The organism is Shewanella sp. ANA-3, from assembly GCF_000203935.1.
Taxonomy (GTDB): domain Bacteria; phylum Pseudomonadota; class Gammaproteobacteria; order Enterobacterales; family Shewanellaceae; genus Shewanella.
Window position 1 is genome coordinate 199,399 of the sequence record NC_008573.1, and the last position, 23,901, is coordinate 223,299.

At 51.2% G+C, this 23,901-nt stretch carries 24 protein-coding genes and 3 pseudogenes; 5 read left to right on the plus strand and 22 right to left on the minus strand.

The features are described 5' to 3' along the window. Positions 1-4: 4 nt before the first annotated feature. The 8 genes from SHEWANA3_RS22560 to SHEWANA3_RS22595 form a co-directional block, all read right to left on the minus strand. Positions 5-439 (minus strand): MerR family transcriptional regulator, encoded by a 435-nt coding sequence (locus SHEWANA3_RS22560; protein ID WP_011711644.1) that lies wholly within the window; start codon positions 437-439, stop codon positions 5-7. Between the two features lie 19 nt (positions 440-458). Continuing rightward, a complete protein-coding gene (locus SHEWANA3_RS22565; RefSeq protein ID WP_011711645.1) occupies positions 459-1,259 on the minus strand; it encodes an EAL domain-containing protein in 801 nt (266 codons plus the stop codon). 11 nt (positions 1,260-1,270) lie between these two features. Further along, positions 1,271-2,926 carry a mercury(II) reductase gene (gene merA, locus SHEWANA3_RS22570; protein WP_011711646.1) on the minus strand — a complete coding sequence of 552 codons (1,656 nt, stop codon included), beginning with the start codon at positions 2,924-2,926 and terminating at the stop codon, positions 1,271-1,273. A gap of 37 nt (positions 2,927-2,963) precedes the next feature. Next, positions 2,964-3,383, minus strand: coding sequence for an organomercurial transporter MerC (gene merC / locus SHEWANA3_RS22575; protein ID WP_007642843.1), 420 nt, complete (start codon positions 3,381-3,383; stop codon positions 2,964-2,966). A 3-nt stretch (positions 3,384-3,386) separates the two neighbouring features. Beyond that, positions 3,387-3,662, minus strand: a complete 276-nt coding sequence (gene merP, locus SHEWANA3_RS22580) for a mercury resistance system periplasmic binding protein MerP (protein WP_011711647.1) — start codon at positions 3,660-3,662, stop codon at positions 3,387-3,389. Positions 3,663-3,717: 55 nt separating this feature from the next. After that, positions 3,718-4,065 (minus strand): mercuric transporter MerT family protein, encoded by a 348-nt coding sequence (locus tag SHEWANA3_RS22585; protein WP_007642845.1) that lies wholly within the window; start codon positions 4,063-4,065, stop codon positions 3,718-3,720. Between the two features lie 93 nt (positions 4,066-4,158). After that, positions 4,159-4,545 (minus strand): Hg(II)-responsive transcriptional regulator, encoded by a 387-nt coding sequence (merR, locus tag SHEWANA3_RS22590; protein WP_040133151.1) that lies wholly within the window; start codon positions 4,543-4,545, stop codon positions 4,159-4,161. 2 nt (positions 4,546-4,547) lie between these two features. After that, entirely contained in the window at positions 4,548-5,570 is a 1,023-nt protein-coding gene (locus SHEWANA3_RS22595; RefSeq protein WP_011711648.1) for a tyrosine-type recombinase/integrase, read from the minus strand. 204 nt (positions 5,571-5,774) lie between these two features. Between SHEWANA3_RS22595 and SHEWANA3_RS22600 the strand changes: the two genes are divergently transcribed. Next, the gene (locus SHEWANA3_RS22600) at positions 5,775-6,824 is read left to right on the plus strand and encodes a DNA-binding protein (protein ID WP_011711649.1); all 1,050 of its coding nucleotides are present in this window, start codon (positions 5,775-5,777) and stop codon (positions 6,822-6,824) included. Between the two features lie 113 nt (positions 6,825-6,937). Here the strand turns inward: SHEWANA3_RS22600 and SHEWANA3_RS22605 are convergent, their stop codons facing one another. From SHEWANA3_RS22605 to SHEWANA3_RS22620, 4 genes and pseudogenes are all read right to left on the minus strand, one after another. Continuing rightward, a complete protein-coding gene (locus SHEWANA3_RS22605) occupies positions 6,938-9,832 on the minus strand; it encodes a Tn3-like element ISShes11 family transposase (protein ID WP_011711650.1) in 2,895 nt (964 codons plus the stop codon). 2 nt (positions 9,833-9,834) lie between these two features. Then, positions 9,835-10,395: a recombinase family protein gene (locus SHEWANA3_RS22610; protein ID WP_000147567.1), complete on the minus strand. Its 561-nt coding sequence runs from the start codon at positions 10,393-10,395 to the stop codon at positions 9,835-9,837. Between the two features lie 125 nt (positions 10,396-10,520). Continuing rightward, positions 10,521-11,600 carry a signal peptidase II gene (gene lspA, locus SHEWANA3_RS22615; protein ID WP_011638892.1) on the minus strand — a complete coding sequence of 360 codons (1,080 nt, stop codon included), beginning with the start codon at positions 11,598-11,600 and terminating at the stop codon, positions 10,521-10,523. Further along, positions 11,597-14,002: pseudogene (locus tag SHEWANA3_RS22620) on the minus strand (heavy metal translocating P-type ATPase). The gene lspA and the pseudogene SHEWANA3_RS22620 overlap by 4 nt, the downstream one beginning before the upstream one ends. An 85-nt stretch (positions 14,003-14,087) precedes the next feature. Between SHEWANA3_RS22620 and cadR the strand changes: the two are divergent. Then, positions 14,088-14,528 (plus strand): Cd(II)/Pb(II)-responsive transcriptional regulator, encoded by a 441-nt coding sequence (cadR, locus tag SHEWANA3_RS22625; RefSeq protein WP_011638890.1) that lies wholly within the window; start codon positions 14,088-14,090, stop codon positions 14,526-14,528. 305 nt (positions 14,529-14,833) lie between these two features. Here cadR and SHEWANA3_RS22630 read toward each other — a convergent pair. The 7 genes and pseudogenes from SHEWANA3_RS22630 to SHEWANA3_RS23960 form a co-directional block, all read right to left on the minus strand. Continuing rightward, positions 14,834-15,103: pseudogene (locus SHEWANA3_RS22630) on the minus strand (IS481 family transposase); the annotation flags it as partial. Between the two features lie 15 nt (positions 15,104-15,118). Then, a complete protein-coding gene (locus tag SHEWANA3_RS22635) occupies positions 15,119-15,691 on the minus strand; it encodes a peptide-methionine (S)-S-oxide reductase (RefSeq protein ID WP_011711651.1) in 573 nt (190 codons plus the stop codon). Continuing rightward, positions 15,688-16,188 carry a peptide-methionine (S)-S-oxide reductase MsrA gene (gene msrA / locus SHEWANA3_RS22640; protein ID WP_011711652.1) on the minus strand — a complete coding sequence of 167 codons (501 nt, stop codon included), beginning with the start codon at positions 16,186-16,188 and terminating at the stop codon, positions 15,688-15,690. Before msrA ends, SHEWANA3_RS22635 begins: the two co-directional genes overlap by 4 nt. 2 nt (positions 16,189-16,190) lie before the next feature. Continuing rightward, entirely contained in the window at positions 16,191-16,637 is a 447-nt protein-coding gene (gene msrB, locus SHEWANA3_RS22645; RefSeq protein WP_011711653.1) for a peptide-methionine (R)-S-oxide reductase MsrB, read from the minus strand. A gap of 236 nt (positions 16,638-16,873) precedes the next feature. Beyond that, positions 16,874-17,389, minus strand: coding sequence for a DUF417 family protein (locus SHEWANA3_RS22650; RefSeq protein WP_011711654.1), 516 nt, complete (start codon positions 17,387-17,389; stop codon positions 16,874-16,876). Between the two features lie 137 nt (positions 17,390-17,526). Next, on the minus strand, positions 17,527-18,081 hold the full coding sequence (locus SHEWANA3_RS22655; protein WP_011711655.1) for a carboxymuconolactone decarboxylase family protein: 555 nt from the start codon (positions 18,079-18,081) through the stop codon (positions 17,527-17,529). A 58-nt stretch (positions 18,082-18,139) separates the two neighbouring features. Then, a complete protein-coding gene (locus SHEWANA3_RS23960) occupies positions 18,140-18,301 on the minus strand; it encodes a peptide-methionine (S)-S-oxide reductase (RefSeq protein ID WP_223290059.1) in 162 nt (53 codons plus the stop codon). Positions 18,302-19,169: 868 nt separating this feature from the next. Here SHEWANA3_RS23960 and SHEWANA3_RS22660 point away from each other — a divergent pair. The 3 genes and pseudogenes from SHEWANA3_RS22660 (at position 19,170) to SHEWANA3_RS22665 (ending at position 22,051) form a co-directional block, all read left to right on the plus strand. After that, positions 19,170-20,456, plus strand: a complete 1,287-nt coding sequence (locus SHEWANA3_RS22660) for a GAF domain-containing protein (RefSeq protein WP_000257537.1) — start codon at positions 19,170-19,172, stop codon at positions 20,454-20,456. Between the two features lie 87 nt (positions 20,457-20,543). After that, positions 20,544-20,792, plus strand: a pseudogene (locus SHEWANA3_RS23850) (transposase domain-containing protein); the annotation flags it as partial. A 281-nt stretch (positions 20,793-21,073) separates the two neighbouring features. Continuing rightward, complete coding sequence (locus SHEWANA3_RS22665) at positions 21,074-22,051, plus strand: sensor domain-containing diguanylate cyclase (RefSeq protein ID WP_002119794.1); 978 nt, start codon at positions 21,074-21,076, stop codon at positions 22,049-22,051. Positions 22,052-22,270: 219 nt separating this feature from the next. On the opposite strand, the gene SHEWANA3_RS22670 is transcribed toward SHEWANA3_RS22665, so the two are convergent. From SHEWANA3_RS22670 to msrB (SHEWANA3_RS22680), 3 genes are all read right to left on the minus strand, one after another. Next, entirely contained in the window at positions 22,271-22,918 is a 648-nt protein-coding gene (locus tag SHEWANA3_RS22670) for a peptide-methionine (S)-S-oxide reductase (protein ID WP_223846397.1), read from the minus strand. Positions 22,919-23,138: 220 nt separating this feature from the next. Beyond that, the gene (locus SHEWANA3_RS22675; protein ID WP_011711656.1) at positions 23,139-23,384 is read right to left on the minus strand and encodes a glutaredoxin domain-containing protein; all 246 of its coding nucleotides are present in this window, start codon (positions 23,382-23,384) and stop codon (positions 23,139-23,141) included. 54 nt (positions 23,385-23,438) lie between these two features. After that, the gene (gene msrB / locus SHEWANA3_RS22680; protein ID WP_005403705.1) at positions 23,439-23,879 is read right to left on the minus strand and encodes a peptide-methionine (R)-S-oxide reductase MsrB; all 441 of its coding nucleotides are present in this window, start codon (positions 23,877-23,879) and stop codon (positions 23,439-23,441) included. Positions 23,880-23,901: the final 22 nt, after the last annotated feature.

Genomic DNA, 23,901 nt, shown 5'->3' on the forward strand with positions numbered 1-23,901 from the left:
GCGATCAGGCCAGTTGGCGCAGCTCCGACAGCTGTGAATCCAATGCCTGCAAGTAAGCCTGGCGTTCATCAATTTTGGTTTGCAGTTCGCGCATGGCGGCTTCACAGGCTTGCTGGTCGCCTTCGTTGATGGCGTAGAGCAAGGGTTTTATATCCAGGATCAGCAGGCCCGCCGCACGCGCTGCGCGAATGAAGCGCAGCCGGTTTAAAGCGCATTGATTGTATAAACCGAAACCACCCGCGGAATGCTCTGGGCAAAGTACCAAATTTTCCAAGACGTAATTCCTGACGGTATGCACTGTGGTTTGCGCGGCTTTCGCCAGTTGCGAGATCGTCAGGGGAAATTCGAGTGCCTGCCCATCGGCATCCATGAATGCCGCAAAGTCGGGGATCACCTCAAAGTATCGTGACACATCTTTTGACACGGCGGCTTTTGACATGGGTTTGTCTCCGTTCGTTTCAAACACTGCGGCCTGGCCACAACGCTTCAGTCGTTTCGGCATCGGCTGGCCGCGCCAGCCGATAGCCCTGTAATACATCACAGCCAAGCTTCTCTAAAAGTTGTTGTTGAGTGGCCGTCTCAACCCCTTCCGCGACGATGGATAAATTCAGGTTATGGCCAAGGGTGATGACGCTTTCGGTAATGGCGCGATCCTTTGGCTCGGTTGTCATATGCGTGACAAAGGTTTTGTCGATTTTTAGGCGGGTCACTGGGCAGCATTGCAAGCGTGCCAGCGACGAACTCCCGGTACCAAAATCGTCGATGGACAGGCGAATGCCCAGCGCCTGGCAGCGATGCAGGTTTTCGATCAGGATTGGCGTATCCTCCAGGGCCAGTGTTTCGGTTAATTCCAGTTCCAATGCCGGAGCAGGCAGTCCCGTATCACGCAATATCCTGGCAAGGTCTTCGACAAAGTCAGGTTGGTGGATTTGTAAGGCAGAGACGTTGACCGCGATGATACCCTCGGGTAAACCGCGTTGACGCCAATGCATCATCTGTTGACAGACCGCCCGTAAGACAAACGCGCCCAGTTCCAGAATTAATCCGCTTTGTTCGGCAACGGGAATAAAGGTGTCTGACTGGATCAATCCTTCAGTTGGATGTTGCCAGCGAATGAGCGTTTCAGCGCCTTCCCAGCATTGGTGTTGAACATCCCATAGAGGCTGGTAAAAAGGAACGAATTCACCCTTGTTCAATCCATCCGCCAACGCATTGACCGTTGGGGCTGTCAGTGAATGCGTGGCGGGTGCCGTTCCCATACTGCCCTCTCTTATCCTGCACAACAGGACAGTTCTTTGACATCCTTGTTAAAGGTTTGCGCGCAGAGCTTCAAACCTTCCACCATGGTGAGGTAAGGGAAAAGCTGGTCGGCTAATTCCGTCACCGTCATACGGTTGCGGATGGCTAAAGCCGCACTCTGGATCAGTTCGCCGCCTTCGTGAGCCAGGATCTGCGCGCCTAGCAACAACCCCGTTTCCTTCTCTGTGACCAGTTTGATAAAACCGTCGGTTTCAAAGTTGGCTAACGCACGTGGGACATTTTCCATACCCAGTACGCGGCTGTCGGTCTCAATATCCTGAGCCCTGGCTTGTTCCTCGGTCAGTCCGACGGTAGCCACCTGTGGATCGGTAAAGATCACGGCGGGCATGGTGGACAGATCCAGTTTGGCGTCGCCGCCCGTCATATTGATACCAGCACGGCTACCGGCGGCCGCGGCGACATAGACAAATTGCGGCATGTTAGAGCAGTCACCGGCAGCGTAAATACCAGCAACATTGGTTTCCATGCGTTCGTTAACAACGATTTCGCCCTTTTTGTTGGTGGTGACACCCACCGCGTCCAGATTGAGTTGGCTGGTATTGGCGTGTCGCCCGGTGCTTACCAGCAAACGATCACAACTGAGCTCGCCTGCATTAGTGTTCAGGGTGAATTGATTTCCATCGTGGGTCACTTGGGTGGCTTGCGTGTTGTTTAAAACTCGAATGCCTTCTTTTTCAAAACAGCCTGCCAGTTTTTCACCGATTATGGGGTCTTCACTGTAAAGTAGTGAGTGTCTTGCCAACACGGTGACTTCACTGCCCAATCGTCGGTAAGCCTGGGCAATTTCTAGCGCCACGACCGATGAACCAATCACCACCAGGTGCTGCGGCAATTCCTCGGCAAACAGCGCTTCGGTAGAGGTCCAGTAAGGCGTTTCGGCCAGCCCCTCGATGGGAGGAATGGTTGGCGTGGAGCCAGTGGCGATCAGGATTTTATCAGCAAAGATTTCCTGCTCAGTGCCATCATTTTTTCTGACTATCAGGGTGTTTGCATTTTTAAATTGCGCCCAACCTTTAAGTAAACTAAGCGCAGGATTTGTCTCTAGAATATTCTGATACTTTGCAGCGCGCAGCTCTTCGACTCGAGCGGTCTGCTGCTGAGCCAACAAGGCTCGACTCAATTGGGGCGCATGATTTTCCAGTCCGGCAAAGGGATTATTGCGTTGCTGCTGTGCCAATTGAGCGGCGCGGATCAAAATTTTTGAGGGTACGCAGCCGACATTCACGCAACAGCCGCCAATCACATCGGCTCCCTCAATAAGAGTGACCTTGGCACCACCTTCAGCGGCTTTGATAGCACAGGCAAAAGCGCCGGAACCCGTACCGATAATCGCCACATGTTGAGTTCGGTTGCTTTCTGTGTTGCTGGTATTTTCGTTGTCACAGTAGGCGTTCGGTGCTGTGTTTTCCGCTAAGGGGTTATAACCCAGGGCTTCAATCGCTCCAATGAGATCGGTTACGCTGACCCCACCGTTTGTGGTGATCGTTGCGCTGGCGTTTTCATAAGATATTTCAACCTTATTCACGCCTTCGATCGCATCGAGCGCTTCTTTAACGTGAGCGACGCAACTTGGACAGGTCATCCCTTCTATCGATAGTAAGATCATTCGTTTTCCTCAAATAGTAGTCAGGCATTGCGTCGTGTTAAACAGCACAGCTGTCATCATCACAGCGTTTATTCGCGGGTGAAAAAATATCCCAAAGCGATACGGCAACCATCAGGCCTAACGCTGAATAGGTGACATAGCTGCTCCAGCCGTATTGGAAAAACGGATAGAGCGATAACAGCAATAAAATGGGGCCGACCACACCCAGCGCACTACGGTGCCATTGCCGGTGGCTGAACCAGCCAAGTCCGTTGAGTACCAGGGCAATCCAGGCAAACAACGGTAACAGGGTATTAACAAACAAACCTTCCCATTGGCTGAGAAAACCCAACCCGACCGCAGCGCCCAGGCTGGCGATGGCCGGGAAACACATGGCGCATCCCATAGCAGAAACCAGCGCGCCCAATGAGCTAATCTTATCGCCGAAACGGGTCAGTAACTGTATTAGCATTTCCATGCTTTACTCCTTGAGCGTTGATGGATAACCCGCATTAGTGGTGGCTTCGGTCAGTGCTTTTACTGTGGTTTTTTCGTCGTCGAATGTGACAACTGCCAATTTGGTTTCAAAGGTGACTTCAGCTTTACTCACACCCTCAACATTTTTTAAGGCATTTTTGACCGTAAAGGGGCAGGTCACACAGTTCATGGTTGGAACTTCCAAAGTAACTGTTTTCGGCGCAGCAAAAGCGGTCAGGCTGGTCAAGGCTAGCAAAGACAACAAGGCAATTTTCTTCATCATTTTCTCCAGTAACGTATTAAGTCATTAATAAAAGTGAGCGGTAAGAAAGTATTCAGGCAAACCAGACAATCCAATAATTGCTGGTGACTAGCACCAACGCAGTCAGTGCCGTTAACCAAAAGATCACCTGCCGGCGTTTTCGCACTTGAGGAACTGCACAGGCGGTGCCTGGCTCACAGTCCTCAACGGGGCGATAGACCTTCCAGCCTGCGAAGCCAAATAAGGCTAAAACCAGCAGGATAAAAATGGGACGATAAGGTTCTAACAAGGTTAAATTACCAATCCAGGAGCCACTCACGCCTAGCAGCAACAACACGAAAGGACCAGCGCAGCACAGGCCAGCGCCAACAGCCGCGATAACGCCGCCAATAATAGGTAGATTGGATTCTTTCTGTGACACGACTTACTCCTCTGATTTCAGTGTATGGAGCAAGTGTAATCTCCGTACCGATGTACGGAGTCAAACGTTTTTGTGATGCCCGTGTAAAACTAATTAAGGTTGCAGGGAGTCGATAATGGGACAATGTGAGTCATCGTTATTACTCTGACATTGCGTCAATAATGCCTTGAGTGCGCTTTCGAGCCGCTTCAGATCGGCAATTTTTTCCATGACGGCGCTGAGTTTATACTCGGCCAGCTCCTGCACCTGAGCACATGGGCGGTCATTCAAGCTTAGCAGGTTGGCGATCTCTTCCAGGGTAAACCCCAATTCTTGCGCCCGCTTAATGAACCGGATGCGATTAACCGTTTCATCGGGATAATGGCGGTAGCCCAACTCGGGTTTTGGCGGTTGCTCTATTAATCCACGACGCTCATAGAAGCGAACGGTTTCTATATTGATAGCCAGTTCTTTGGCAACTTTACTGATAGTTCTTGTCATGTTCATATCTCTTTTACCCGAACGGTATCTATAAGAACCGCCATTTTCTCCATCAATATATGGGTAGCGTTATTGGAGAGCTGCTGTCCTTCTTCAATGTACTCCCTGACGGTGGCATCGCTCTTCCATCCGCCTTGCTTTTTAATCAACTCAAAATCAACTCGTTCTCGGGCTGCCGATGTAGAGAGGCCGCGCCGGAAGCTATGGCTGCTCAATTCCGGTACAAAATCGAACTGGCAGGCGTTACCCAAAGTCTTGAGTAATTCATTAATGGCACTGGGATTCAACGCTTTAGGCTGAATCTTATCCCACCGGTTAATGGGGCGAAAAACCGGACCTTCATTAATGCCACCCAGTTCTATCCAGTTTTTCATGGCCGTAGCAGGACAGCAGTCTGGTGCACCGAAAGGTAATGCTCGCACTAAGCCGGAGGCTTGTTGATCGTTCTTGGAACTAGACAGCCGGATGAGAAGTCCTTCAGGTTCCCACACCAGATCACCGTAGCGAATGGCCACCAATTCGCTACGGCGAAAGGCACCGAAAAAGCCGGTCAACACCAGCGCGATATCCCTCAGTTTCTTTTTGGTGGTTGGTAGTTGCCGCAAATGATTCACCATTTGGGCGACGTGCTCCAAGCGCAATGCCTTGGCTTTGCGCTTGGGTTGGCCATAGGTACGACGAACGCCTTCCATGGTTTTGCGGACCAACGGATCACTTACTGGATCGATGAGCCCTTGATAATGGTGCCATTGGCTAATAGCGGTCAGGTGCAGATCCAGGGTTCGGGGATTAAGCGATTCGGCTCTGGCCAGCAGGTAACGCACGACAGTATCCCGATCCGAGGGCAGGCGACCACCCCATTTTTCAAATTGTCGAATGGCCGAACGGTAGGCTTTACGTGTGTTGTCGGATGTCGCTGCCTGGAGGTATTGCCGTAGTGGTTCGGGCCCCTGGCGTTCAACCAGGGTCGCATCCTTATTACGTAACGACAAGTTGCTAGCCTGTATTGGCGGTTTGTTGTTCATGAATAGGATTTCCTTCGATGTCGCTCAAAAGGCGGCTATATACCGGCGTTACAAGTCGAAAATTTACGTCAAGATCAACTAGCCCACGATAAGGATGATTATCAGTGGTTAGTATCATGAATTCAAGCGATCTTGAAACGAACTAATATAATGTTATATTACGTGTTATGTAATATGTTACTAAATAATCCGAGAGGAATCACCATGGCCCGTGCCGGAGTCACTTATCACGATATCGCTAAAGCCGCTGAAGCCATTAAAACGCAAGGCCAGGAACCCACGGTGGATCGGGTGCGCGAACACCTGGGCACCGGCAGCAAAAGCACCATCGCGCCATTGCTCAAGCGTTGGCGGTCAGACAATGGGGAGGCGGCCGATGTCAGTGGGCTGCCGAACGACCTCGTCGAGGTGGTAAAGTCCCTGCATGAGCGGGTACAGCAGATGGCCGACCACCGTATCGAACAAGCTCGCCAGGAATTCGAGACTTTAAAGGAAGAACTCCGCAAAGAGTTGACCCATGCCGACAACACCATGGCGCAACTAACTGCCCGACAACGGGACCTGGAGAACCAGACCGAACGGCTGAGCAAAGAAAAAAGCGAGCAAAGTCGGTCTCTGGAAGACGCGCGTGTCAGCCTGGCCAAGGCCGAGTCCCAGCGGGACGAAGCTGCTGCACGGATTGTTGAATTGAAGGAGAGCGTTGCGGAACTCAAACAAGAAAATAAGGATATCCGCGATCATTTCGAACATTACCAGCAGCGTACTGCCGAAGACCGCCAGCAGGAGCGCGAACAATTCCGTTCAGTTAACCAGGGGCTGAACGATCAGATCCAGGATCTGCAACACCGGCTCGCCCAGGCTGAGTCGAGAGCGTCAGAGCTGTTTGACGCCAATGTGCAGTTACAACGACATGCCGATGAATTAAAACGGGCCAATGGGGCGCTAAATAGCGACGTGAAGGGAAAGATAGAAGATGTCCAGAACCTGAAACACGAGCTTGAAGAAGCCGTGGCAAAGTGCCGGGAATACCAGCATCAAAATGATCATTTGGCGCAAAACATGGCCGTGCTCACCACTCAGAAAGCTGATGTTGATAAGCAAGTGGCCGTCTTATCCCAAACACTGGAGACCACAAAAACCGAATTGAAAACCACCCAGGATAAAGCGGCGCTTCTGATCGACGAGAATAAAGTCATTCTTCAGGAAAAAGCCGTGATCCAAGGTCAATTTAAACAGCTCCAAAGTTCGCTGTAGCCGGATGGATGTATTTTGAGCGCCCGGCAGCTTAATGGTGGAATCGTCGTAGCTCATCAAATTTGTCGGTTCTTCCACTTGGGGTCGTCTCAGAAAACGGAAAATAAAGCACGCTAAGCCGGTTGCAGAGGCCGTAGCGGCCTGAACTTCCCCGCGCCGATCTTGGCGCTGCTGCGCCATAGGTAATCACCGGTCAGGTTGATGTGCTCCCAGCCGAGTGGCGACAGGTACTGCAATAGCGAGTCATCGACGGCATGACCATTGCCGCGCAACGCATGCGCCGCACGCTCCAGGTAGACCGTGTTCCACAGCACGATGGCCGCCGTCACCAGGTTGAGGCCGCTGGCCCGGTAGCGCTGCTGCTCGAAACTTCGGTCACGGATTTCACCAAGGCGGTTGAAGAACACGGCACGGGCCAGCGCATTGCGCGCCTCGCCCTTGTTCAGCCCGGCATGCACGCGGCGGCGTAGCTCGACGCTTTGCAGCCAGTCGAGGATGAACAGCGTGCGCTCGATGCGGCCCAACTCGCGCAGCGCGACGGCCAAGCCGTTCTGGCGCGGGTAGCTGCCGAGTTTCCTGAGCATCAGCGAGGCCGTCACCGTGCCCTGCTTGATCGAGGTGGCCAGCCGCAGGATTTCGTCCCAATGGGCGCGGACGTGCTTGATGTTGAGCGTGCCGCCGATCATCGGCTTGAGCGCGTCATAGGCGGCATCGCCCTTCGGGATGTAGAGCTTGGTGTCGCCCAGGTCGCGGATGCGCGGCGCGAAGCGGAAGCCCAAGAGGTGCATCAGGGCGAAGACGTGATCGGTGAAGCCCGCCGTGTCGGTGTAGTGCTCCTCGATCCGCAGGTCGGATTCGTGGTACAGCAGGCCGTCGAGCACGTAGGTTGAGTCGCGCAGGCCGACATTGACCACCTTGGTGTGGAATGGCGCGTATTGGTCGGAGATGTGGGTGTAGAAAGTCCGTCCTGGGCTGCTGCCATATTTTGGGTTGATGTGCCCCGTGCTCTTTGCCTTGCTAGCGGTTTGGAAATTCTGTCCGTCCGATGATGATGTGGTGCCATCGCCCCAGTGCCCGGCAAAGGGATGCCGAAACTGAGCGTTGACCAGTTCAGCCAACGCTGTCGAGTACGTTTCGTCGCGGGTATGCCAGGCTTGCAGCCAAGCGAGCTTCGCGTAGGTCGTGCCGGGGCAGGACTCGGCCATCTTGGTCAGGCCCAGGTTGATCGCGTCGGCCAGGATCGTGGTCAACAACAGGTTCTTGTCCTTGGCCAGATCGCCCGATTTCAAGTGCGTGAAGTGCCGGGTGAAGCCCGTCCACTCATCGACTTCGAGCAGCAGTTCGGTGATCTTGACGTGCGGCAGGACCATGGCTGTCTGGTCTATCAGCGCCTGCGCGGTGTCGGGCACCGCCGCATCCAGCGGCGTGATCTTCAAGCCCGACTCGGTGATGATGGCATCCGGCAGGTCGTTGGCTGCCGCCATGCGGTTGACGGTGGCAAGTTGTGCTTCCAGCAGCGTCAGCCGCTCATGCAGATATTGTTCGCAGTCGGTGGCCACGGCCAGCGGCAATTCGCTGGACTGCTTGAGGCTGGTGAACTTCTCGGGCGGTACCAGGTAGTCCTCGAAGTCCTTGAACTGGCGTGAACCCTGCACCCAGATGTCGCCCGAGCGCAGGGAGTTCTTCAACTCGGACAGCGCGCACAGTTCGTAGTAGCGCCGGTCGATGCCGGCGTCGGTCATCACCAGTTTCTGCCAGCGCGGCTTGATGAAGCCGGTCGGTGCATCGGCTGGCAGCTTGCGGGCGTTGTCGGTGTTCATGCCGCGCAGCACCTCAATGGCATCAAGCACGTTTTTGGCGGCGGGCGCGGCCCGCAGCTTGAGCACGGCAAGGAATTCCGGTGCATAGCGGCGCAGGGTGGCGTAGCTCTCGCCGATGCGATGCAGGAAATCGAAGTCATCGGGTTGCGCGAGCTTCTGCGCCTCGGTGACGCTCTCGGCAAAGGAATCCCAGGACATGACGGCCTCGATGGCGGCAAACGCATCGCGGCCTGATTGCTTGGCGTCGATCAGCGCCTGACCGATGCGCCCGTACAGACGTACCTTGGCGTTGATGGCCTTGCCTGACGCCTGGAACTGCTGCTGATGCTTATTCTTGGCAGCGTTAAACAGCTTACCCAGGATGCGGTCGTGCAGGTCGATGATTTCGTCGGTGACGGTGGCCATGCCCTCGGTGGCCAGCGCCACGAGAGTGGCGTAGCGCCGTTGCGGCTCGAATTTGGCCAGGTCGGCGGGTGTCATCTGGCCGCCCTCGCGGGCAATCTTGAGCAGGCGGTTCTGGTGAACCAGCCGCTCGATGCCGGTAGGCAGATCGAGTGCCTGCCATGCCTTGAGGCGTTCGATGTGTTCCAGCATATGCCGCGAATTTGGCTTGGCCGGAGACTGGCGCAACCAAGCCAACCAGGTCGTCTTGCCGTTGTCCCGGCGCTTGAGCAGATCGTCGAGGCGGCGGCGATGCGCGTCCGCCAGTGGTTCGGCCAAGGCGTCGTAGATGCGCCGGTTAGCACGGGTGATCGCCTCGGCACTCGCCCGCTCGACGGCGTTGAGGGCGGGCAGAATGACCGACTGCCGCCGCAGGTGCCCGATCAAGGCGCTGGCCAGCACGATGCCTTTGTCGGTTTGCATCGCCAGCTCGCTCAGGTGCTCGCGCCGGGTCTGCTCCCGCTGGCCGTACTCGTTCCAGCTTTCGACGCCGACCTTGAGCTGGTCGGCGACCAGCTTCAACAAGGGCGGGAACGGTAGTTCATCGACGCCCAGGATGACGCCGGGAAAGCGCAGGTAACAGAGCTGCACCGCGAAGCCCAGCCGATTGGCTGGCCCGCGCCGCTGTCGGATGATCGAGATGTCGGTATCGTTGAATGTGTAATGTCGGATCAGGTCGTCCTTGGAGTCCGGCAACGCCAGCAGGCTTTCCCGCTCGGCGGCGGACAGGATGGAACGACGTGGCATATTTACTGATCCGTTCTCAAGTATTGATACAGGGTTTCGCGACTGATTCCGAATTCACGAGCAAGCTTGGTCTTTTGCTCGCCAGCCTCGACACGTTGGCGCAGTTCGGCAATACGCTCAGACGACAGGGATTTCTTCCTGCCACGGTAAGCCCCGCGTTGCTTGGCGAGCGCAATACCCTCGCGCTGACGCTCGCGGATCAGGGCGCGCTCGAACTCGGCGAACGCGCCCATCACCGAGAGCATCAGGTTCGCCATCGGAGAGTCTTCGCCAGTAAAACTGAGGTGTTCCTTGACGAATTCGATATGCACGCCGCGTTGTGTCAGCGTTTGCACGATCCGGCGCAAATCATCGAGATTGCGCGCCAGGCGATCCATGCTATGCACCACCACGGTGTCGCCGGTGCGGGCGAAGCTTATCAGCGCTTCCAGTTGCGGACGCTTGACATCCTTGCCGGATGCCTTGTCGCTAAAAGCGCGATCAACCTTGACGCCTTCCAGTTGCCGTTCCGGGTTCTGGTCGAAGGTGCTGACCCTGATATACCCAATGCGCTGTCCAGTCATGGAATTCCCTGCAAAATGTCAGGGAAGACTCTATGACCTTCAACGAGATATGTCAATAAATTCAAAATTCAATCCTATCCTGACGCAATTTACACATGGCATCTGACATCAGGTTAGGGTATAGCTTAACCGGACACCTCGGCCTCTGTGCCTTTACTGCTTTTCGGTACAACCGTCAAGAACAGGCAGAGCGCTCCGATAGTTATCGCCACATCAGCGAGGTTGAAGGCGGGCCAGTGCGCAAGTCGCCAATGGAAGTCAAGGAAATCAACAACCTGTCCACGCAGCACACGATCCGCGACATTGCCCAGCGCACCGCCGAGGATCAGGCTGTATCCCATCGCTTCGAGACGGGGCAATTGCTGGCACAGCATGCGTCCCAGCCAAGCAGAAACGACCAGGCCCAGCGTGATGAAAAAGTAACGTTGCCAGCCGCCAGCGTTCGCCAGAAAGCTGAATGCCGCGCCGGGATTCAGGACATGGACGAAGTTGAAGAAGGGCGTGACTTCGACCTGTTCACCGTAGGCAAACGTGCGGGTGATGGCGAACTTTGCGAGCTGATCGGTCATGACAGCACTGGCGGCCACTGCGAACCAGACCCAAGTCGATGTGCGGCGAGCCGATTGCCACACAGGGGCGGCCAGCGGCATCAGCCACCCGGCGAGCGCCGTGCAACTCAATCCAAGTACCCACCCCGCCAGCACATCGGCAGGAAAGTGCATTCCGGCTGCGATGCGTGACCAACCGACCAATGCGGCGTACAACACCAAGCCGATGCGGCCACGACGGCCTATCAAAGGCCAGAGCGCGCCGACCACCAGCGCGGCATAGGTGGCATGCCCGCTGGGCAGGCTGTAGTGTCGTTCGATGCCCCCGATAACGCGCACCATGTCGCCAAAAACGGCAGGCGGGCGTGGAAAGTCGATCCATAGCTTCAAGATGGTGGCGACGAGAAATGCCAACGCAAAGGCCACGCTAAAGACTCTGAGTCTGTACCGGATGGCATCGGCCCGCGTTGGGTCAGGTGCCGACTTTGACCATCCCCACATCGCCAAGAGCATCAGTGGTGCAGTCCAGTAGTTGCCTATCACAAGGTTGAAGAACGATGCCAGCGGTTCCAGCGCTGCAGGTGTGCTCATGTTGATGGCTTGGAACAACGCGATGTTCAGACCACCCCAGTCGTAGAGAAAGAATTTCCAGCTCATTTGCGCAACAGCCTCAAGCCATTGCCAACGACGAGCAAGCTGGCCCCCATATCAGCAAACACCGCCATCCACATGGTCGCTTGACCCGTGAAGGTCAGCACCAGAAATACTGCCTTGATGCCAAGGGCCAGCACAATGTTTTGCATCAGCACCTGCGCCGTCGCACGCGACAGGCGCACGAAGGTCGGAATCTTGCCCAGGTTGTCGTCCATCAGGGCCACGTCAGCGGTCTCGATGGCGGTATCTGTGCCAGCCGCTCCCATGGCAAAGCCGATGTCCGCACGCGCCAAGGCCGGGGCATCGTTGATGCCATCACCGACCATGCCGACCTTGCCCTTTATGGCCAGTAGCTCAACTTCGCGCAGTTTGTCGTCTGGGAGCAGATTGCCTTGCGCACGGTCGATCCCGGCTTGTGCGGCAATGGCCTGTGCCGTGTGGGGGTTGTCGCCGGTCAGCATCATGGTGTTGATGCCCAGTGCATGAAGCTCGGCAATGGCGCTCCTGCTGCTTTCCTTGATGGTGTCCGCTACGGCAAATAAGGCATGAACCCCTTTTGCGCTGACCAACATCACGACAGTTTTACCCATGGTTTCCAGCGCCGCGATGCGCTGTTCCAGCTCGGGAGTACGCTGCCCCAGCTCTTCTAGCATCCGCTGGTTGCCAAGATGGTAGGTTTCACCGTTGATTTGGCCCTGCACACCCCGACCGGGCAGCGCGTTGAATTCGGCCACGTCGAGCAAGGCAACCCCGTCCGTCTGCGCGGCCTGTGCCACCGCCTTGGATACAGGATGGTCCGAGCGGGCCGCCAGACTGGCAGCGATGCTGCGGCTGTCCGAGGCGAGTGCATTGCCCCATGTGACAAAGTCGGTCTGTGCGGGCTTGCCGTGCGTGATCGTGCCGGTCTTGTCCAGAGCCAGCCAGCGCAGCTTGCGGCCTTCTTCCAGATAGACGCCACCTTTGATGAGAATGCCGTGGCGGGCGGCGGCGGCCAGGCCGCTGACGATGCTGACCGGTGTAGAGATCACCAGTGCGCACGGGCAGGCGACCACCAGCAGAACCAATGCACGGTAGATCCAGTCGAGCCATGCCGCACCCATGAACAGCGGCGGCAACAACGCGACGGCGATGGCAACGCCGAATACAACGGGGGTGTACCAGCGGGCGAACTGATCGACAAAACGCTGAGTCGGCGCACGACTACCTTGCGCAGCCTCTACCGCGTGAATGATCCGGGCCAAAGTGGAGTTGTTGGCCAAGGCGGTGACGCGGTACTCGAACGAGCCGGATTCGTTGATCGTGCCAGCGAACACCGAATCACCGGGGGATTTTTCGACCGGGAGGCTTTCACCCGTGATCGGGGCTTGGTTGACGGCAGAGCGGCCTTCCAGCACCTCACCATCAAGGGCGATGCGCTCACCTGGTTTGACCCGGACGCGGGCGCCGATGGTGATTTGCTTGGCGCCCACCTCGCGCCATGTGCCGTCAGCCTGCTGTACCGTGGCCTGTTCCGGGGTCAGGTCGAGCAGGCCACGGATAGCGTTACGAGCGCGATCCAGCGATTTGGCTTCGATTACCTCGGCCAGCGCGAACAGTACCATCACCATTGCCGCTTCGGGCCAGTGGCCGATCAACATGGCACCCGTGACCGCAATCGACATGAGGGCGTTCATGTTGAGATTACGGTTCTTGAGCGCAATCCACCCCTTCTTGTAGGTGGAGAGGCCACCCGTGAAGACCGCGACAAGCGCCAGAACGACAACCGACCAGTGATTGCCGTTGTGGAGCCAGTAGACCGCCTCGGCCGCCGATGCAGTGACCAAGGAGATGCCCAGCGGCCACCAGTTGGTCGGCGTGGTCACAGGGGCGGCGGATGGAGATGCGACCTCTGCCGTGTCCACGACCTGCGCCTCGAATCCAAGCGCTTGCAGTGCCACGAGCACGTCTGGCAGAACCTGGTTCGCATGGCGTACCGACAGCGTGCGCTGCATCAGGTTGAAATCGAGATCAGCAACACCGGCCACGGTGCCGAGCTTGTTGCGGATCTACGTCTCTTCGGTCGGGCAATCCATCTTGGCAATGGACAGCTTGGTCGTCTGCTCGGCCGACGCCTGATCCATGCGCACAGCTTGCATGCCGATGGCCTTCAGCGCCTGCTCGACGGGAGACAACGAAGGCAATTCGTGTCGCACGGCCAAGGTACGTTGCATCAGGTTGAATTCAAGACCTGCCACCCCCGCCAGACCGGCCAGTTTGCTTCGGATCAGCGCCTCTTCGGTCGGGCAATCCATGTTCTCGATGCGGTACACCGCTTGAGCCGATCCGGTTGCCAGCGGGGCCGGTGCCGTGGGTTGGATGATCGGCTCAGTCGTGCAGCCACACCCCTTTGAAGCGCATTCGCTCATGAGTAACTCCTGAAAATCTTCTATTCAGCCTCCATTAAAATCTCTATAGTCACTATAGAGTCAAGTGATAATTGGAGATTGATGCATGGAAATCAGAATTGGCGACCTCGCCAAGCGCTCTGGGTGCGAGGTCGTGACCATCCGCTACTACGAGAAGGAAGGGCTACTGCCGAAGCCAGCGCGAAGCGGTGGCAACTTCCGGCTGTACGGTGAGGCGCACATTGAGCGCTTGCAATTCATCCGTCATTGCCGTTCGCTCGAGATGACGTTGAGCGAGATTCGCGCATTGCTGGGTCTGCGAGACAACCCGATGCAGGACTGTGGGGAGGTCAACACGCTGCTGGAGGCCCATATTCAACAGGTGGAAATGCGTGTGTCCGCGCTGTTGCAGTTAAAACGGCACTTGGTTGATTTGCGCGAGAAGTGTTCTGGCTCTCGATCTGTAGAGGCGTGCGGCATTTTGCAAGGGTTGGGCAATTGCAATTGCCATGGTGAAAGTGCCACGAACAGTCAAACATCTGGGTAAGTAAGGGCTTAGCGTGCTTTATTTTCCGTTTTCTGAGGCGACCCCTATACCGATAAATACACAGGAAATTTTTTTCACAAAAGTGTATGAATGTTGATAGAAGCAACAAGCTACCATCGAAGGGCGTTTCCAAAGATATTGGTATAACAGAGCATCGAACAGACTCAGTTGGAAAGGATCTCGCGTAGAAGCTCTATCATCTTCACGGATAACTCGCGTTTCCAACGATAAATTAGTTTGGGATTATGTAGGGTAACGTTGTTGTATCGTTATGTGATTTTACTCACTTAGCGCGGTGTACAGAACTACTGGATCAGATCAGTTTCAACTGACGTTCTGCCGTTGCACATTTTGCCCTGATGAGTTCGTTCATTGTTGTAAGACAGCCACTCATCCTGATCATTTTGCCGCGTCTCCAGCGTTTGATTAACTTGTTGCGAAAAGCCACCTGATAAAACTCGTTCAGGATCGCCTTATCAAACTGCTCGCAGATCCCATTCGTTTGCGGTGACATCGTTTTAGTTTTCGTGTGATCGATGCCACTACTAGAGTTGGTAATCATGACGCTCGAACTTGCAGAGTAGCACAGCCTATATCGATGTTAACTCTACACCTGACTCTGTCAATTTATGCGTATCAACATAGTGGCTGAAACGTGCTAATAAGAAGGTGAGTTTTGGATGAATGTACCTTTGACAAAATGGTCTGTTGGGTGCTGTATAAAAGTAGTCGATAAGCTCAGTTTTATTCGCTTTAAAATCCTTAAAAAAATAAACCTGAGTAATGACTGGCTGCTCAAAATCAGCTCTACAGGCATCTAATATGTTTACAGCCTGGTTATACTGAACCTCATCATAAGCGTATATCGCTGAACGATATTTACCACGCATTGAGTGGTTTGATGTGCTCGCGTGAGTATGTAAATGGATTTCGATCAAGGTTGATAAAGAAATAACAGTCGGATCAAAAACCACTTCAATGGCTTCGCTGAACTGAGCGTTGTCACCAATTGAGGCGATCCAACCTTGATTGACAGTAGCAATGCCAATAAGTGATGAAAATACGCCTTCGGTGCACCAGTGACAACCACCGCCTAAGCCGATTGTATTAAGGGTGGTTGTCGTATGCAAATTGCAAGTCTGTGTGGGCTGCTGCAAACTCATTGAGATGAGGGCAACTTCCAGTCTGGTCTGGGGAAGTGGCAGGTATAGCCATTTGGTCGGAGTTCCAAATAGTCCTGATGCATAGCCTCCGCTTCCCAAAAATCACTTGCAGGTTCGACTTCAGTCACTACTTTTCCAGGCCATAATCCCGAAGCATCCACGTCAGCAATGGTTTTTACTGCCTCAGCATGCTGTGCCTCAGAGGTATAATAAATGGCTGAGCGATAAGATGTGCCCTTGTCATTACCTTGTCTATTTACTGTACTAGGGTCATGAATCTGAAAGAAAAACTCTAAAATTTGTCGATAGCTGGTGATTTCATTATCGAACATTATTTCAATGCCTTCAGCATGGTTACCATGATTGCGGTAGGTAGCATTAGCCACTTCACCACCGGTATAACCTACTCGGGTTGAAGTGATACCGGGACGTTTGCGGATAAGATCCTGCATGCCCCAAAAGCAGCCACCGGCTAATACTGCGCGTTCAATTGCCATAATTAAATGTCCTCTACTTGGTCTAAATACTCTGCGTAACCTTTACTTGCCATTTCTTCCCTAGGAATAAAACGTAATGACGCTGAGTTAATACAATAACGTAGGCCACCCTGGTCTTTGGGACCGTCTGAAAATACATGGCCTAAGTGACTGTCGCCATGAGTTGAGCGCACTTCTGTGCGGGTCATGCCGTGCGACCTATCAGTGATTTCAATTACGTTGACAGAGTCTATCGCTTTGGTAAAGCTCGGCCAACCACACCCTGATTCATACTTGGCAGAAGACGCAAATAAAGGCTCACCTGACACGATATCCACGTAAATGCCGGGCTTGGTGTTCTTTAGCAATTCACCAGTCCCTGGACGCTCTGTACCATTTTCTTGCGTCACCCGATACTGCTCCTTAGTCAGAGCAGAAATCGCATTCATAGATTTTTGATAGGTATTCATAAATGTCCTCTTATAGAGTAGAGCCATGTGCCTTTCAGATTATAAGAGACCTTCTGTTTACAGAATTTATTTCACTTAGGCCGTTAACCCGAAAAAATGATCTGATCCAGTAGTTCTGTACACCGCGCTAAGTGAGTAAAATCACATAACGAGGTGCCTATGACAGCTAAAAAGAACTGCAAGACCTATACCGCAGAATTTAAGGCCCTCTAACTTATAGTTGTTTCGGATGCGGCTTATTTGTTTTTGTGCTCCAGTGCTGTAAGTGATGTGCCTACGATAAATATAGACACGACAAACAAGCCTAAATCTTTTAGCAAAAACTGGCCAGGAACCACAGAGATCGCAGGAAACCCAAGAGATGCCTCAAAAACACCGGGTGTAGTCAGCATGAACGACAATGTCGTAAAAAAGAGTCCGGTTGAAAGTACACCGCCCAAGATTGCGAGCTTAGGGGAGAAAACTCGTGCAGCGATTAACAGGCCAACTGAAATTTCAAGCACACCCAGAAAATTTGAGAATCCTTGAATGCTGAGGAAACTATACATCCATGAAAGCAGAGGGCTATTACTAACAAAACCATGTATACCGTTTGCTTCGTAGCTAGTGAATTTCATACCACCAAACCACAAATATATTATCGTCATGGCAACGTAGATGCCACCTATACCAAACTTAGTGACTTTTGCACCGAGATTATTACTAAGGATATTGGTAGTCTGGACACCATTTTCAATTTCGGGAATAGTCATCTTATATCTCCAATTATTTTTAGCCATGTGGACTCACTCTATGTAGCCCACTAAAATGATATGACTCTTGAGAAAAACTATATGTTTACTCGAGTCGAACCTAACTTAGGTAATTGCTGTAGTTGAGCACCAATGGATTAGACATCAATGCCTAGTGGTTGAACGGCCGGGAAGTCGACCTCGGTCTGTGTCACTTCGTTAACGTAGTTAGTGAAAGTGTTCAGGGCAACAGCCAACAGAATATCCACTACATGTGCATCACTGTAGCCAGCGTTCAGCACCGCTTGGACCTGGTCATTGCTGACTTGCCCGCGCTGGCGGACTACGGCGGCAGCAAAACGCACGGCTGCGTCGGCCTTAGGGTCATTTGATGCACCGCTGCGGTTGGCAGTGAGTTCAGCATCATCAAGCTTGGCCACCTTACGGCCTAGGAAGGAATGGCCAGCAAGGCAATAATCGCAGCCGTTGATCTCAGCGACGGCTAGGGCAATACGCTCAAGAGTCGCTGTACCCAAGCCGCCCTGTGCTGATGCTGCGCTCAATTGCAGGTAGCCAGTCAGCGCAGCAGGGCTGTTGGCAACGACGCGGAACATGTTAGGAACGCGGCCCAGTTGTTTTTCCACAGCCTTGAGTGAGGTATGGGTAGCAGTAGGCGCGGCGTCGATTGTGGTAGGGGTGTTCAAACGTGACATAAATTTCTCCTAGTGATTTGAAAGACAGCACGCTGTATTGGCGTGGAATAAATTGTATTTAAGAAGGTTCTGCTTGATAATCCGTTGCTATCAGACAGCTCATCTTCACGTCTTGCGCAGTCGCCATTTCAGTGCCACTACACACCTTCGTTGACGTCACGCCGTCCTGATTTCTAAGGAGGTCTTCGAGACTCCAAAAACACCCTCCGGCAACGATCACATTATTTATTTTTCATAAAGCCTCCTTGGTTTTTATCTATTTACTAATGGAACTGAATTTACAGCATGTAAAATAGATATAACATGCTCAATAGTTCGTATAATGTGACTTATTAGACAGTTTACGTAGGGGCTATGTATGGATGCAGACTTTGGATATCAGATTAAAAGAGTTGTGAAATTAAGGGTTCACGAAAAACTGCAAATATAGGGCAAATCAGATTGTCTATACCCATAATTTAGAGCGCCCGAGCATCAGGAACTCACTGAAAGCAGACGTTTCTGAAAATAAACAAGGCACAGCGCTTGAAAATTTCGAGACATCAACGTTTTGCCAAAAGGCTAAAAATGCGTGCACTACTCATTTCGCATTTAAAGAGAGCATCGGTTATTAGGCAATAACGATGTGGCCAAAATTTGTCGACCACTACACTATCTCGTAAACGAGTTTGATAGACGTCAACTAGTACGTATTTTTAGTGTAAGGTCATATTAATGCACGATGCTAAACTCTGCTGTGAGCTAGGTAGGATGTATAAATACCATAAATATTTCAATGCTTTACTTTTTAAAGCTCAAGTGAGTTACTCAGTTCCGACTGTTGGTGGCAGATTTGGAATCTCGCGATTTGTCTTAAATGTCAGCCAAGCAAGTCTCTCGCTAATAAAGTGTTGACTATCCCTGACAAAGTAACAATTTCTTGCCATAATCAGACTTAAGCACTTTACTTAGAGTGTATGTGCGCCGCTTAATGCATCAATGCTGCTAATTCCCTGATTGACATCAATCACTTTGTTTCCTGTTTGATACTCTGAGATAAACAAGATCGAATGATGCAAAAGGGGACTATTTAAATACTGAGGGAACAAATGGCAGTAGATTTGAGCATAGAAACCGCTCTGCTCCTAGAGCGCTGGCAAGGCATTGTAAACTCGATGGCTCAAGTCGCGGAAGTGCCTTGTGTGCTGATTAATCGATTAGATAAAAACGAAATTTGTCAGGCTGTTGGCAGTGTGTCAGTACCAACTTTTTATTGCGGTGAACCTGTTCCATTGGCACTTAACACTTATTGTTCCCAAGTCATTTCCAGTAACCAGCCATTACTAGTTGAAAATGCAATCGGTACCCGATATGAAAACAATAACCCAACATTTGCAGCAGGCTTTAGTTATTACTATGGCCTGCCATTGCTTTGGCCTAGCGGAAAAACTTTCGGTACTTTGTGTATGTTGGACTTTTCAAGCCCAGATCGGGCATCACAACACTGTTCCTTACTCACACTTTTTAAGCAGGCCATTGAATACGATTTACAGATGCTTCAACAACAGCAAGATCTGCTAAAGCGTGAGCAACAAGCAGACAAAAAATTTATACAACTATTCAATGAGATGTCAAATAGGATAAGACCGGTAACTAATAATAAGTTGCTTCAATCTGAGTTGTTTGTACTTTTGACAAGCCAATACCAATACTGGCATCAGGAACTGGATAAGCAGCTTAATCAAACCGTCCTGACTGATGAAAACTCCATTCATATAGCGGCACTGGTTCGAATTTGGTCAAATTTGTTGGCGATTGCCCATGAAACAGAATGGTTGAGAGCTACGGCAGTTCTAGAACCTTATAGTTGTGATGCTGTTGCGTCACTGGTCAATGCAACTCCATTATTAGAACAAGCAGTGTATAAAACAGCGCTGACCCTTGGTGCTGATCTCGTTTTGAGGAGTCATTTGCCTAATCCACTGTTACTAAGTGGGAAACCAGAGTTATGGTCTCTGATAGGACTAGCTATCACGAGCTTTTTAGTTGTTGGCGCCAGCGGTACAAGTATAACTATTTTTGTCAGTAACCGATTAAAAGGTAAGTACAGAGTTTTGGAATGGTCCCTTCTTGTAAAAGGCCAGACGATGCCGCTGCGTTTTACCCGCGATAATCAAGCGCTTTATGGTTTTGCAACAGTATGTGCCGAGTTAGCGGGTGCTGTTCTTGAATCTGGTGAGTGGCAATTAACTGAGAGTCTTCAGCAACAGAGTCGTTATCTCAACTCAAATCGTGATCACGTTGACGACATTGAAAGCAGGAATGCTTCAAGAACTGCTAATGGCATAACCAGGCTTATCTGCTTATCGATACCGGTGATGGGAGACGATTTATAAACACTCAGCGATGATCAGCGAAGTTGTGTTTTAGTTTTCTTGTTGGCACTACATCCGGTATGGCGGCCTTTAATCTGAGAGTGACACTTGGGATAACTGAAAAACTGGCTGTGATTCTGCTGAACGGAGCTTGGTGCTAAGCATGTTGGCGTCATTCAAAGCAAGGTCAACACTGCTATTAACGTTTACGATTATCTGACGGACGTGCTGCTGCGCGTCAACCAACATCCAGTAAGCAAGGTACATGAACTAATGCCGAAGTTACGGAAAGCTCAGTTCGAAAGCGCATTACAGCGTTCAGCTCTATTTAGCAATCCCGATGCTTCGGTAAAATAAGCCACGGAAAATGCTCCGGAGGCCGCATGCACACTAAATAGATGACGTTAGACGAAGAGTTGGATTTAAACGAGCAAATTATAGAGCCTGCGACCGGAAAAGCCAAAAGTTTATAAATACAGCTAAAACTCAAATCAAGCAGGCGAATATTGTACAAAACAATACCATTGCTACAGAGATAACTTCAAGTCTGACAGATCTATGCTAGAGTTAAATCAACGATTTAATTCATTTTTCTATGCAGGATCTTTGAAAAATGCAGTAGAAAAACGGAGAAGTACATGACCTTTAGTTTAGCTCAAACAGCTAGTGCAGAAACCACACTAAAAGCACCTGCTGAAGCAGATCAGAACCTGCGGGATATCACTGAACTGGCGTGTTATATCTGTGATGCACCAGTGGCTATGGTGACGCGAACCGATGACACAAAGCTGAATCTAATTGCAAAAGTTGGTATTTCGCGTACCTCTGTATTAATTAAAGAGTCCTTTTGCGTGTATGCAATGGAAACACCTGATGCGGTAATGGTGGTCCCTGACGCTACTTTAGATCACAGATTCAGTACCAATGCTATGGTGATTTCAGGACCTGGCTACCGATTTTATGCTGGCTCGCCGCTGATTGATCCCGAAGGTGCAGTGATTGGTACTATTTGTGTCTATGATCATGTTCCTAAGCAGCTGAACCAGCGGCAGATAAGCTCTTTGCAGGCTCTGTCCAGACAAGTGATCGCCATACTGGAGCTGAAAAAAGTCGGCGAACAATTACATAATACCAGCATGACGGATGCGCTGACAGGGGTGAACAACAGAAGAGCTTTTGACCTCAAGTTTGAAGCTGAATTTGCTCGCTGGCAAAGAACAGGACAATCTTTTGTACTGGCATTGATTGATATTGATCACTTTAAGAGTTTTAACGACAGCTATGGTCATGCCGCAGGAGATGAGGCACTGAGTCAAGTCGCGGCTCTGTTTCAGCGCCATAGCAGGAACTATGACTTTTTCGCCCGTTATGGTGGTGAAGAGTTTGTGCTGATCCTGCCAGGCACAGACACAGCGTCCGCAAATAAAACACTGGAAAAGTTAAGGCTGGTAGTGGCTAACCATGAGTGGTTATTACGACAATTAACGGTCAGCATAGGTTTGGCCAGCGCTGATTTATTTGACGACAAAAAGCAGTTGCTCGAAGTCGCCGATCAGATGTTATACAAAGCTAAAACCCAAGGCCGCAATCAAACCAGTGTGTTCGCCACACTGTAAGAGATCTGTTCATGCTGCGCTGATCTCAAGACCTCATAAAAACTGAGGTCTTGCTTCGGTCGATAAGCTGGTCTGATATTGGCATTATTTATTCCTTTCAAATACATGGGTAATGCGACTTACACAGATTTTTTATGCTCTCTTGGACTCCATGTGAAGGAGATCGTCACATTCTTTACATATAGAAAATAGAGTTCTTTAGCCAGCTGCAATTTCAGATTAACCGATTCGGTAAGCTTTCTGCATTTCCGGAGACAACTTTTTTAGCCAGCTTGAGAGACTGAAGCCTTTTCTATCGGTACTATTTAATTTAGTAAAATACAGATGTTCATCCCAGCGAGGACCGAAATCTACTTCTGCAAGACTTACAAGCTGTTTGTTTCTGCGAAGACGATGCTTTTGATGGTAATCTTCGGCGGGCCAAAAATAACCATTTTGTTCTCCGGCCTCAATCACCTCGGGAGATTTCTCCTTTCCAATCGCTTGAATCAGTTCTTCAGCTACTTGTTTTTGCTCCAGATCAAAAACAAAAAGTATCTGGCGATACTGGCCCTGCTTTCTACCATGAACAGACCATGATTCAAAACTTCCAAGAAGTTCCCTGTAGCTGATTTGGTCTTTATCGTAGATCACTCTGACGACTTCGGCGTGTCCGTTGATGTTGCGGTAACTCGGATCCAGAGTTGATGCTCCAGCGTAGCCAACACGTGTTTGCACTACTCCCTGCGTCCCTCCAAAATTAGAATCCGGTCCCCAAAAGCAACCCATGCCGAAAACCGTTTGACTAAGCTTCCCGATTTTCAATGCTTCTTCGATTGCTTCAGGGGTTGCAAATTCATAGCTTTCAACACCGTCTTCTTTATTCATTTTTAGATCCGACATATTTTTCACCTAACTTTCAAAAATTGAAGCCACTCCCATTCCTCACGCCGTGCAAACGACGATAAGACCACGTTTTCCAACACCAGCTTGATGAAGTATCTTTGCTAAAACTCCGCAGCATGTTTCTTGGTAACACAACTGCGGAAAATTGCTGTAATCATTGATCTTACTGCTTATTAAGTTATTAATAATTCTAAAAAACTCATTATTTCATTGAAGCTTCCAACCACCTGTCAAGGTCCTTGAACTTGGGGTTTCTCAGCTTCTTTGTCCCAACCACTATTGTCGGGAAATTCAGCTTTCCGTTCGAATAGAGGGAGCACAGTTCATCAGCAGCCGCGTCGTCTTCATGAACATCCAAAAAAACAAACTGGCTCCCTTTTTCTTGCAAGTACGAATGGTAAATCTTGGTTTTATGGCAGTCTTTATGACCGAACAGCTTAATCAACACGAACGGCTCCTTTTTTCAAAAGGTTCACTTTCATAAACCCCCTCGATTTAAAAATTATTCTACAAACTTCAATGACTCCGAGTTAATACAGAATCGGACCCCTGATGGCTCAGGACCGTCTGGAAAAGCGTGCCCCAGATGGGCTTCGCACACATTGCATAGCACTTCGATTCTGCGCCCGAAGGTCGTATCCAGTTCATATTGAATTACGTTGTCTGCGACTGGCTCAGAAAAACTCGGCCATCCCGTTCCCGAATCGAACTTTAGGTTCGAGTCAAAGAGTTCGGTGTCGCAGCCCACACAGGCGTACCTTCCAGCTTCATAAAATGAACAGAGTTCTCCGGTGTGCGCGCGTTCGGTGCCTTTCATCCGCATGACCCGAAATTGCGCTGGCGTCAGAATTTCTTTCCACTCTTCCTCGCTCTTTTCTACTTTTTTGGGAGGCGCGGGAGTGCCGTTATCCAGGTAGTTGTAAATGCTTTTCCAATTGAACATATATTTGCTCCTTTATTTTAGG

Excerpts from the sequence above, each read along its gene's own strand:
- SHEWANA3_RS22560 (WP_011711644.1), bottom strand. The coding sequence starts at position 439 with ATGTCAAAAGCCGCCGTGTCAAAAGATGTGTCACGATACTTTGAGGTG.
- SHEWANA3_RS22565 (WP_011711645.1), bottom strand. The coding sequence starts at position 1,259 with ATGGGAACGGCACCCGCCACGCATTCACTGACAGCCCCAACGGTCAAT.
- merA (WP_011711646.1), bottom strand. The coding sequence starts at position 2,926 with ATGATCTTACTATCGATAGAAGGGATGACCTGTCCAAGTTGCGTCGCT.
- merC (WP_007642843.1), bottom strand. The coding sequence starts at position 3,383 with ATGGAAATGCTAATACAGTTACTGACCCGTTTCGGCGATAAGATTAGC.
- merP (WP_011711647.1), bottom strand. The coding sequence starts at position 3,662 with ATGAAGAAAATTGCCTTGTTGTCTTTGCTAGCCTTGACCAGCCTGACC.
- merR (WP_040133151.1), bottom strand. The coding sequence starts at position 4,545 with ATGACAAGAACTATCAGTAAAGTTGCCAAAGAACTGGCTATCAATATA.
- SHEWANA3_RS22595 (WP_011711648.1), bottom strand. The coding sequence starts at position 5,570 with ATGAACAACAAACCGCCAATACAGGCTAGCAACTTGTCGTTACGTAAT.
- SHEWANA3_RS22600 (WP_011711649.1), top strand. The coding sequence starts at position 5,775 with ATGGCCCGTGCCGGAGTCACTTATCACGATATCGCTAAAGCCGCTGAA.
- SHEWANA3_RS22605 (WP_011711650.1), bottom strand. The coding sequence starts at position 9,832 with ATGCCACGTCGTTCCATCCTGTCCGCCGCCGAGCGGGAAAGCCTGCTG.
- SHEWANA3_RS22610 (WP_000147567.1), bottom strand. The coding sequence starts at position 10,395 with ATGACTGGACAGCGCATTGGGTATATCAGGGTCAGCACCTTCGACCAG.
- lspA (WP_011638892.1), bottom strand. The coding sequence starts at position 11,600 with ATGAGCTGGAAATTCTTTCTCTACGACTGGGGTGGTCTGAACATCGCG.
- cadR (WP_011638890.1), top strand. The coding sequence starts at position 14,088 with ATGGAAATCAGAATTGGCGACCTCGCCAAGCGCTCTGGGTGCGAGGTC.
- SHEWANA3_RS22635 (WP_011711651.1), bottom strand. The coding sequence starts at position 15,691 with ATGAGTTTGCAGCAGCCCACACAGACTTGCAATTTGCATACGACAACC.
- msrA (WP_011711652.1), bottom strand. The coding sequence starts at position 16,188 with ATGGCAATTGAACGCGCAGTATTAGCCGGTGGCTGCTTTTGGGGCATG.
- msrB (WP_011711653.1), bottom strand. The coding sequence starts at position 16,637 with ATGAATACCTATCAAAAATCTATGAATGCGATTTCTGCTCTGACTAAG.
- SHEWANA3_RS22650 (WP_011711654.1), bottom strand. The coding sequence starts at position 17,389 with ATGACTATTCCCGAAATTGAAAATGGTGTCCAGACTACCAATATCCTT.
- SHEWANA3_RS22655 (WP_011711655.1), bottom strand. The coding sequence starts at position 18,081 with ATGTCACGTTTGAACACCCCTACCACAATCGACGCCGCGCCTACTGCT.
- SHEWANA3_RS22660 (WP_000257537.1), top strand. The coding sequence starts at position 19,170 with ATGGCAGTAGATTTGAGCATAGAAACCGCTCTGCTCCTAGAGCGCTGG.
- SHEWANA3_RS22665 (WP_002119794.1), top strand. The coding sequence starts at position 21,074 with ATGACCTTTAGTTTAGCTCAAACAGCTAGTGCAGAAACCACACTAAAA.
- SHEWANA3_RS22670 (WP_223846397.1), bottom strand. The coding sequence starts at position 22,918 with ATGAATAAAGAAGACGGTGTTGAAAGCTATGAATTTGCAACCCCTGAA.
- msrB (WP_005403705.1), bottom strand. The coding sequence starts at position 23,879 with ATGTTCAATTGGAAAAGCATTTACAACTACCTGGATAACGGCACTCCC.